Genomic DNA, 9,773 nt, shown 5'->3' with positions numbered 1-9,773 from the left:
CCGGCCGTCGATCACGCCGCTGAGCCGCCGGCCCTCGGTGACGGCCGCGAGGACCCGCTCCATCGCCGCGCCGGTGGCGGGCCACGACATCCCCGCGGCCTTCCGGCGGGCGGCCTCACCCATCCGCGCCCGCAGGTCGGGGTCCGACAGGAGACGGTCCGCGGCGATGGTCATGGCGGCGACGTCGTCCACGAGGAGGCCCGTCTCGCCGTCGTCGATCGAGTCCCGCAGTCCCGCGGCGTGGTGGTAGCCCACGGTGGGGACGCCGTGCTGCGCGGCCTCGGAGACGGCGAGCCCCCACCCCTCCTTGCGCGAGGGCATGAGGTGGACGGTGGCGCCGGCGAGCAGGCGGTGCTTGGTGGCCTCGTCGACGTGCCCGTGGAACACGACGCCGCGGGTCTCACCACCGCCGCCGGTCTCGCCGGCGGGGGCGGTGAGCCCGCGCTCGGCGGCGTACTCGCGGAGCCGGTCGGCCCACCAGCCGCTGCCGATGACGTCCAGCACGAGCCCGGGTCGACTCGCCCGCAGGGTCGCGAGCACGTCCAGCGCGTCCTCGACGTGTTTGTGCGGCACCAGCCGGGACAGGACGACCAGCCGCGGGCCGGTGGCGCGGGTGCCCGGCGAGGCCGGGATGACTCCGTCGGGCAGCGGGTCGAGGCCGTTGCGGACCACCGCGATGCGCGCGGGAGCGACGCCGAGCGCGGCGAGCTCGTCGGCCGACGGCAGCGACACGGTGACGTACTGGGACCGGGCGTGGACGCGCGGCGAGACCCACGACTCGACCCACCACCCGATCCGCGCGACCAGCCACCCGGCGACCGGCCACTGCTCGCGGTGGATGTGGTGGACCAGCACCACGACGGGGGCGGTGGTGATCAGGCGGGCGAAGAAGGGGACGCCGTTCTGGGTGTCGACGACGACGTCGGGCCGTCGCAGGACCCCGAGCGGCCCGAGGCCGAGCCGGCCGGACAGGATCGCCAGCAGTGCGCGGGGATAGACGGTGAAGCGCCCGCCGGCCCGGCTGAACCGCACGCCGGTGGAGGTGGTCGCGGAGCGGGTCGCGCCCCGCGAGCGGGAGGTCCGGTAGACGACCGTGTGGCCGGCCGTGGCGAGACCGTCCGCGACGTGCTCGAGGTAGCGCTCGCTGCCACCGCCCTGCGGGTGAGTACTGTCGCGCCAGCACAGCAGCAGGATTCGAGCCACCCGGACACTGTACGCGGGCGGCCGGGCCGTTCCGGACCGCCGGTATCGTCCCCGCCGTGCTCACCGATCCCGTCCACCGCTCGCCCGCGCTGCGATCGGTGGCCCGCCGCGCCACCCTCGGCCGCTCGCTCGGGCTGCTGCGCTCGTTCCCCCTCGAGCAGTCCGACCCGGACGCCTTCTACTCCGGCCTGGCGCGCGACACCGTCGAGCTGGTCGCGGACCTGTGGGCCGAGTCCGGCGATCAGCCCGCCCGGCCGGGCCCCGGCCCCGACGCCGGGAGGCTTCCCGGGCTGACGGTCCTCGACGTGGGCGGCGGGCCCGGCTACTTCTCCGACGCGTACGCCGCCGAGGGCGCCCGATACGTCTCCGTCGAGCCGGACGTCGGTGAGATGTCCGCGGCGGGCCTGGACCAGACGGGGTCGATCCGCGGCAGCGGGATGGCCCTGCCGGTGCGGACCGATGCGGTGGACGTGTGCATCTCGAGCAATGTCGCCGAGCACGTGCCCGAGCCCTGGCGCATGGCCGAGGAGATGTGCCGGGTGACGCGACCGGGCGGCCTCGTCGTCGTCTCCTACACCCTCTGGTACGGCCCCTTCGGGGGCCACGAGATGGGGCTGACCCACTACCTCGGCGGCGAGCGCGCGCGGCGGCTCTACGAACGGCGGCACGGCCACCCGCCCAAGAACGTCTACGGCGAGTCCCTGTTCGAGGTGGGCTGCGCCGACGGCCTGGCCTGGGCGCGCGGCACCGACTCCGCCGAGCTCCTCGCCGCGTTCCCCCGCTACCACCCGCGGTGGGCGTGGTGGCTGGTGCACGTCCCGCTCGTGCGGGAGGTCCTCGTGTCGAATCTGGTGTTAGTGCTGCGCGCGAAGTAGCGCCCCACGGCGGGCCGGACCCTCGCTACAGTGAGGTGGAACACGTTCTTGTTAGCTTCACTCCCGGTTGACGGGACGGTTCCCACCGCTCTTGTACCCCACCGCACGGAGGTCCCCCGTGGTCGTCGTCCATGACAAGCTCTTCTCCGGCACCCGCTGGACCGATCCGGTCACCACCGGCGTCCTCGAGGTGACGTCCCCGGCCACCAACACGGTCGTGGGTCGTGTCGCCGAGACCACCACCGACGACCTGGACGAGATGATCAGCCGGGCCCGCGACTCGTTCGCGTCCGGCGTCTGGCGGAACACGCCGCCCGCCGAGCGCGGCGCACTGCTCGCCCGCGCGGCCGACATGCTCGAGGAGCGCCAGGCCGAGGTCTGCCAGATCCTGTCCGACGAGATGGGCGCGCCCGCGAGCGCCGCGTCGATGATCCAGGTGACCCCCACCCTCGGCGTACTGCGCTACTACTCCCGTCTCGCCGAGACCTTCCCGTGGTCCGAGGTGCGTCAGGGCGACTTCGGCGCCTCCGTCGTCACCCGCCAGCCCGTCGGCGTGGTCGCGGCGATCACCGCGTGGAACGTCCCGCTCTACCTCAACACCGCCAAGCTCGCGCCGGCCCTGCTGTCCGGCAGCTCGGTCATCCTCAAGCCGTCCTCGGCCACCCCGCTGTCCGCGCTGTGGCTGGCGGACCTGTTCCGCGAGGCGGGCCTGCCGGAGGGGGTGCTGTCCGTGGTGACCGGCCCCAGCTCCGTGGGTGATCACCTGGTGTCCCACCCGGATGTCGACAAGATCTCGTTCACCGGCTCGACCGAGGTCGGCAGGCACATCGCCGGGATCGCCGCGCAGGGCCTCAAGCGCTGCTCGCTCGAGCTGGGCGGCAAGAGCGCCGCCATCGTCCTCGAGGACGCCGACCTGGCCTCCGCCGCCGGCACCATGGTGTTCTCCGCCCTGATGAACTCCGGCCAGGCGTGCGTGTCCCAGAACCGGATCCTGGCCCCGCGTTCGCGCTACGACGAGGTGGTGAACGCGCTGGTCGAGAACGTCTCGCTCATGCCCGTCGGTGACCCCGCCGACGAGGGCACCGTGTTCGGCCCGCTGGCCAACCACAAGCAGAAGGCGTCCGTCGAGGGGTACATCCGCAAGGGCGTCGAGGAGGGCGCGACCATCGCCTACGGTGGCGGCGAGGTCGAGGGCCTGCCCGAGCACGTGTCGGGAGGGGCCTACGTCCAGCCGACCGTCTTCCGCGACGTCGACAACTCCATGACCATCGCCCAGGAGGAGATCTTCGGTCCGGTCCTGCAGGTCATCGCCTACGACACGGTCGACGACGCCGTGCGGATCGCCAACGACTCCGAGTTCGGCCTCGCCGGCGCCGTCTACTCGTCCGACCCCGACGCCGCGCTCGCCGTGGCCCAGCGGGTGCGCACCGGAACCATGGGCATCAACTGGTACGCCTTCGATCCCACCGCCCCGTTCGGCGGGTTCAAGAACTCCGGTATCGGCCGCGAGAACGGGCCCGAGGGGCTGGACGCGTACTGCGAGCTGCAGAGCGTGCTCATGCCGTTCGGCTGGGAGCCGTCCGGCACCTGACGCCTGCGGGCGCCCCGGCCCGCGCGCTCACTCCACGCGGTAGCCGACCCCTCGCACCGTCTGCACCTTGTTCTCGCCGATCTTGCGGCGCAGGGAGCGGATGTAGACGTTGACGATGTTGGAACCCGGGTCGAAGTCCATGCCCCAGACGCTCTCGAGGAGCTGCTCGCGGCTGATGGTCTCGCCCCTGTTGCGCAGCAGCATCTCCAGCAGCGAGTACTCGCGGTTGGTGAGCTCCTGGATGCGGCCGTCCACCTCGACGCGGCGGGTACGGATATCCAGGCGCATGCCGGCGTGCTCGAGGATGCCCGGGTCTTCGGTCGCCTCGTGCTCGCGCAACCGCAGCCGGATGCGGGCGAGCAGCTCGGGGACTCGGAAAGGCTTGACCATGTAGTCGTTGGCGCCGGATTCCAGTCCCTCGACGGTGTTCGCGACGCTGTCGCGGGCCGTGAGGATGATGACGGGCGCGGCGAACCCGCGATCGCGGGCCTCGCGCAGCAGCGTCAGTCCGTCGGTGTCGGGCAGGCCGATGTCGAGCAACATCAGGTCGATGTCGGAGATGGTCGACAGGATGGCACGCGCGCTCTCCCCGTCCACCGCCTCGAGTGCGGTGTACTCGGCACCACCGAGTGCCTTGACCAAGACCGAGCGGATGAGGTCATCATCCTCCACGACGAGAACGTTCGTCATGCATCCCTCCTTCTCCGACTTGGGAGTATCGCACGGGTACCGCGCTGCTGGACGCTGGCGGGCGACCGTGTCCGCGGCTCGGCCGGGGACCGGGGGGTTCAGCGGGTCTCGGAGCCGCTCGCGTCGGACGGGTCGGTCCCGGCGGGCGAGCCGGAACCCTTCGCGGGCGGCGGCGCGACGAAGGGGATGACGATGCAGAACGTCGCGCCGCCCCCGGCGGCGTTGAACGCGAACGCGCGGCCTCCGTGCGCCTTGGCGATCGTCGAGACGATAGCGAGCCCGAGGCCGGTGCCGCCGCGTCCGTCACGGAGCTGGCCGCGCGCGGTGTGGAACCGCTCGAAGATGCTCTCCTCCTCGCCGGGCGGGATCCCCGGTCCCCTGTCGCGGACCCACCACAGAAGCCGGCGACGGTAGGACTCCCGCTCCGGGGTCTCCGGGACGGCCCCGGACACGAGCTCCGCGGCGATGGTCGGGTCACCGGGCTCGATGACCCGGCACCCGATCTCGATGGTGTCCCCGGGGCCGGTGAACCGGACCGTGTTGGAGCAGAACTGCATGAGGGCCTGGGTGATCCGGTGCTGGTCCAACCTGGCCAGGCCCTCGGCGTACGGCAGCACCCGCCAGTTCCGGTCGGCCACCACCTCGATCTTCGCCTCGACGTCCAGCACGAGCTCGGTGACGTCGGTCGCGGCGGTGCGGAGGAAGTCCGGACGGTCGGCGCGGGCGAGCGTGAGCAGGTCCTCGACGATGCGGGTCATCCGGGACAGTTCGTCCTGTATGAGCCGGATGGTCTCCGTCCGGCCCTCCGGGTCCTCGGGCATGAGGTCGAGATTGCCCTGGACCACGGTCAGCGGTGTCCGCAGCTCGTGGCCGGCGTCGTCCAGGAACTCCCGCTGTGTGCGGTAGGCCTCCTCGACCCGCTCGAGCATGTCGTTGACGGTGTCGGCGAGGGAGACGATCTCGTCGGGCCCGTCGGAGGGCACGCGCCGTGACAGATCGGCCGCGGAAATGGTTTCCGCCGCTTCGCGGATCCGTCTCACCGGGACGAGCATCCGGCCGGCGATCCACCACGCGAGTAGTGCGCTCACGACCATGCCCCCGGCGGCCGCCCAGCGCAGAAAGCTCTTGACGCGGCGGGTCTCGTCATGCGTGCCGCGGTCGTGGATGGCCACCACAATGTTGGCCGGCCCGGCGGGGCTCTCGACGGTGGCCTTGCGCCAGCGCACCGAGTCGTCGATCACGCCGGAGTCCTCCATGGGGGACAGTCCGATCCGCTGGATCTGCGAGCGCATGCCCGGGGGGAACAGCCGGTCCTCTTCCGGTCCGTACCGGGAGAGGGTGAACTGGGTCCCCGACTCGTTGGCCGTGCCGACGAGCAGCATCTCGGAGGAAGGGTACTGCTGAGCCAGGTACGCCCGGATGAGCTGTTCCACGGTGGGGTCGTCCGACTCGAACGACGGCAGGATACCGGCGGACATGAAGGTCGAGAAGTCGGCCGCCTCGCGGTTGAGCCGGGAGTCGGTGACGCGTTCCGTGCTCAGGTCCAGCATCTGGATCATGAAGATCACCATCGCGGCGAACACGGCCGCGGTCACCAGGGTGATGCTGACGGTGATGCGCAGACGCGCAGAATGCCACCAGCGGGCCGGTTGTGACCTCCCGAGAGAGGGGCTCACCTCGGCTCGGAGCCGTCATCGGCGGGGTGCGCCGCTCCCGGCTCGCCGTCGGCGGGCGAACCGTCCGTCGGCGTCGCGGGGGCCGGGGTGCCCTCAACCGGAGTGTTCTCCGCGGGCGCGCCCGTGGTGAGTACGACGATCCGGGCGCCCGGAACCGGCCCGATCACGACCGGCGCGTCCCGGCCGGTCGGGTGCTCCGGACGATCGGGCGTGCCCTCGGGGCCGTCGTCCATGGGCGACGGGGTCGCGGGGTGATCCCGGCCCGGCCGGGGAGCGCGGTGATCTGTGACGCCCGGCGGGATGTCGCCCGCGCCCGACCCCGCCGAGCCGAGCGGCTCGTTGCGATCCACGGTGTCGGGGTTCCGGCCACGATTGGCGCCGTCCCCGGCCACGAATCCGGAGCGCGCGGGTTCGGTACGACCGTCGGTCGGCGGCGGCAGGGGTACGAGGTCGGCCGGCCGCGCGGACAGTCTCGACAGGATCGAGGGGATCGGTGCCGGCACGGGGAGGGCGGACAGGCCGTCGATCACGGTGAGGTGGGGCCGGACGCCCTCGATGGCGGTGCCGACGGGCTCGGGGGCGGCGACCCGGGTCTCGTCCGCGGTGTCGGAGCCTCCGCCCGTCGAGACGGTGGTCGTGCGCTCGGGCGCGGCAGGAGGGGCGTCTTCGTTTCCGGAACCCATGACCGTGGCGGCGACGACCAGCCCGTCGGCCGTCGCAGGGAGGGCGATGAGTCCGACGACGGTGGCTCTCATACCTTTCCTCCCGCGGGAACACGGTGTTCCGCTCAGTCGTTCACCTTGACACCCGGTGGCGCCACTGCGAAGAGCGTCGAACATATGGTAATAGCGAACGGGTCACTCCGAGTAGAATGTGTGACCCGTCCGCTATCGATCCTGTGAGGGAGTGTCAGCCCAGGCGCTCCTTGAGGGCGGCGAACTGCTCGTGGACCTCTGCCGGGACCTTGGGGCCGCAGAACTCGAGCCACTCGGTGATGAGCGGCAGCTCGCGTCGCCACTCCTCCGGGTCGACGGCCAGGGCGGCCTCGACGTCCTCGAGCGGGGTGTCGAGCCCGGTCATGTCGATGTCGGCGGCGCGGGCGGTGAGGCCGGCGGCCGTCTCATCACCCTCGACGCGACCCTCGATGCGGTCGATAACCCACTTGAGCACGCGGCTGTTCTCGCCGAAGCCCGGCCACAGGAAGCGACCGTCGGCACTCTTGCGGAACCAGTTGACCAGGAAGATCTTGGGCATCTTGTCGCCACCGCGGGCGCCCATGTCGACCCAGTGCTGGAAGTACTCGCCGACGTTGTAACCGACGAACGGCAGCATGGCCATCGGGTCGCGACGCACCGCGCCGACCTGGCCCTCGGCGGCGGCGGTCTGCCCGGAGGACAGGGTCGCGCCGATGTACACGCCGTGGTTCCACGAGTACGCCTCGCTGACCAGCGGGACCGTGTCGGCGCGCCGGCCGCCGAAGAGGATGGCCGAGATCGGCACGCCCTCGGGGGAGTTGAACTCGGGCGCGGTGACGGGGCACTGGTCGATCGGCACGCAGTAGCGCGAATTGGGGTGCGCGGCGTTGCCGGCCTCGCCGTCGCCGGTCGGGGTCCAGTCGTTGCCCAGCCAGTCGATGAGGTGGTCCGGCGTGCCCTCGAGACCCTCCCACCACACGTCGCCGTCATCGGTCAGCGCGACGTTCGTGTAGATCGCGTTGCCCGGCTCCAGCGTCTTCATGGCGTTGGGGTTGGACGAGTAGTTGGTGCCGGGGGCCACGCCGAAGAAGCCGTACTCGGGGTTGACAGCGTAGAGGCGGCCGTCGGCGCCGAAGCGCATCCAGGCGATATCGTCGCCGACCACCTCGGCGCGCCAGCCCTCGATGGTGGGCTGGATCATCGCGAGATTGGTCTTGCCGCACGCGGACGGGAAGGCGGCCGCGACGTAGTGGACCTCGTCGGTGGGGGAGATGAGCTTGAGGATGAGCATGTGCTCGGCCAACCAGCCCTCGTCGCGGGCCATGGCGGACGCGATGCGCAGCGCGAAGCACTTCTTGCCCAGCAGGGCGTTGCCGCCGTAACCGGAGCCGAAGGACCAGATCTCCCGGGTCTCCGGGAAGTGGGTGATGTACTTCTCCTCGTTACACGGCCAGGGGACGTCCTTCTCCCCCTCGGCGAGCGGGGCGCCCACCGAGTGCAGGCCCTTGACGTAGGCGCCGTCGGCACCGATCTTCTCGAGCGCCGCGGAGCCCATGCGGGTCATGATCTTCATGGACACGACCACGTACGCGGAGTCGGTGAGCTCGATGCCCAGCTTGGGGTCCTCGGCGTCCAGCGGGCCCATGCAGTAGGGCACCACGTACATGGTGCGGCCGCGCATGCAACCCCGGTAGAGGTCGGTCATCTGGGCGCGCATCTCGGCCGGGTCGCGCCAGTTGTTCGTCGGGCCGGCACCCTCGGCGGTCTCGGAGCAGATGAACGTGCGCGACTCGACGCGGGCGACGTCCTTGGGGTCCGACTGCGCCAGGAACGAGTTGGGCTTCTTCTCCTCGTTCAGCTTGACGAAGGTGCCGGCCGCCACCATCTCGGCGGTGAGGCGATCCCACTCCGCGTCGGAGCCGTCGGCGAAGACGACCCGGTCCGGCTGGGTGAGCTCGGCGACCTCCGCGATCCACGCGAGCATCTCGGTGTGATCGGTTGGTGCCTGACCCTCGAGGCCGGGAATGGTGGTGGTGGTCATCACTGCTCCTCGCGCGTGGTGCATGGTCTTGGTCACAGGGTATCGCCAACCGGTGCGGATCGCCGCGTCCGAGCCCCGATCGCGCCCAAATGTGAGGGATCCCTCAGATGTGGCCGTGGTCGATGCGCTCCCATCGCGCCGGCGGCGGGGGCGGCGAGGCCGGATCGTCGCCGGCCTCGTTGGTGAAGCCCCCGAAGGGTACTCCCTCGGCGGGGTTGGCCAGCCGCCACGAGTCGTAGCTGCCGTCGAAGCGCACGGTCGAGACGTGGTCGACCGTGCCGTCGCCGTCGACGTCCGTGTACACGGTCAGGCCGCGGTCATCGCCGCGCGTGACCGCCTCCATGAAGCCGTCCCCGTCGAGGTCCGCCTCGGGTGAGCCCAGGTCGAGGACCTCGTCACCGACGGGGACGTGCAGCCCCAGCGACGACGGCTCGGCCAGCGGCGCGCCCTCCAGGCCGCAGACGTCGGGCGCGTAGTGGTGGTCGAACGGGTCCGGGCCGGCGAGTGGATCGGTCATGGCGACGTGCCCCCTGCGATGGTGTGGGACCGGGCGGCCTGCTCGGAACGCCTGCGGCGGATGCGCCGGTCGAGGTCGGTGACCCGGGGCCCGGGATCGTGGGCGAACCCGTCGGTGATCGTGGCCTCGGCGGCGAGGATCCGCGAGCCGAGGGACTGTTCGGTCTCCGCGCGCAGCGCCGCGAGCCTGTCGCCCACCGCGGCGACGGTGTGGGTGCGCAGCGTCTGCGTCCGGCGCACGGTCACGGTGACCCACCCCAGCGCCACGCCGCACAGCAGCGCGAGCGGGATGACGAGCGCCGCGGCGCCCGGCACTTCGGCGAGCGGGGCCAGCAGCATCCGGCCCACACCGGTGCCGCCGGCGGCGCCGGTGATCATGACGAGCATTTCTTCGCCGGTGTTGCGGGGCGGGCGTCCCGGCGTGAGGCCGCTCTTCGGCGCGGGGATCCGCGGTCCGGCCGGGGCGGTCGGGCCGAGGTGCCGGGC

At 71.7% G+C, this 9,773-nt stretch carries 8 protein-coding genes and 1 pseudogene; 2 read left to right on the top strand and 7 right to left on the bottom strand.

Going from position 1 to position 9,773, the window contains the following annotated elements:
- On the bottom strand, window positions 1-1,203 hold a 1,203-nt coding region (locus HMPREF3086_RS10760), incomplete at its 3' end, for a glycosyltransferase family 4 protein (RefSeq protein WP_083324405.1).
- A 56-nt stretch (window positions 1,204-1,259) separates the two neighbouring features.
- On the opposite strand from HMPREF3086_RS10760, the gene HMPREF3086_RS10755 reads away from it, so the two are divergent.
- Both HMPREF3086_RS10755 and HMPREF3086_RS10750 read left to right on the top strand, forming a co-directional pair.
- Window positions 1,260-2,078 (top strand): class I SAM-dependent methyltransferase, encoded by an 819-nt coding sequence (locus HMPREF3086_RS10755; protein ID WP_061916104.1) that lies wholly within the window; start codon window positions 1,260-1,262, stop codon window positions 2,076-2,078.
- 118 nt (window positions 2,079-2,196) lie between these two features.
- Window positions 2,197-3,669: an aldehyde dehydrogenase gene (locus HMPREF3086_RS10750; RefSeq protein ID WP_070721805.1), complete on the top strand. Its 1,473-nt coding sequence runs from the start codon at window positions 2,197-2,199 to the stop codon at window positions 3,667-3,669.
- A gap of 27 nt (window positions 3,670-3,696) precedes the next feature.
- On the opposite strand, the gene HMPREF3086_RS10745 is transcribed toward HMPREF3086_RS10750, so the two are convergent.
- From HMPREF3086_RS10745 to HMPREF3086_RS10720, 6 genes and pseudogenes are all read right to left on the bottom strand, one after another.
- Window positions 3,697-4,359, bottom strand: coding sequence for a response regulator transcription factor (locus tag HMPREF3086_RS10745; protein ID WP_061229373.1), 663 nt, complete (start codon window positions 4,357-4,359; stop codon window positions 3,697-3,699).
- Between the two features lie 98 nt (window positions 4,360-4,457).
- Window positions 4,458-5,954, bottom strand: coding sequence for a sensor histidine kinase (locus tag HMPREF3086_RS10740; protein ID WP_246830967.1), 1,497 nt, complete (start codon window positions 5,952-5,954; stop codon window positions 4,458-4,460).
- 77 nt (window positions 5,955-6,031) lie between these two features.
- Window positions 6,032-6,790: a hypothetical protein gene (locus HMPREF3086_RS10735; protein ID WP_070721801.1), complete on the bottom strand. Its 759-nt coding sequence runs from the start codon at window positions 6,788-6,790 to the stop codon at window positions 6,032-6,034.
- A 154-nt stretch (window positions 6,791-6,944) separates the two neighbouring features.
- Window positions 6,945-8,771: a phosphoenolpyruvate carboxykinase (GTP) gene (locus HMPREF3086_RS10730; RefSeq protein ID WP_061229370.1), complete on the bottom strand. Its 1,827-nt coding sequence runs from the start codon at window positions 8,769-8,771 to the stop codon at window positions 6,945-6,947.
- A gap of 103 nt (window positions 8,772-8,874) precedes the next feature.
- Window positions 8,875-9,288 (bottom strand): DUF6802 family protein, encoded by a 414-nt coding sequence (locus HMPREF3086_RS10725; protein ID WP_061229369.1) that lies wholly within the window; start codon window positions 9,286-9,288, stop codon window positions 8,875-8,877.
- A pseudogene (locus HMPREF3086_RS10720) lies at window positions 9,285-9,773 on the bottom strand (hypothetical protein); the annotation flags it as partial. The pseudogene HMPREF3086_RS10720 and the gene HMPREF3086_RS10725, both read right to left, overlap by 4 nt.

The sequence above is a fragment of the Dietzia sp. HMSC21D01 genome (assembly GCF_001815995.1).
Classification (GTDB): domain Bacteria; phylum Actinomycetota; class Actinomycetes; order Mycobacteriales; family Mycobacteriaceae; genus Dietzia; species Dietzia cinnamea.
Note: the sequence above shows the minus strand (reverse complement) of the source record. Positions and strands in the feature narration are given on the sequence as shown.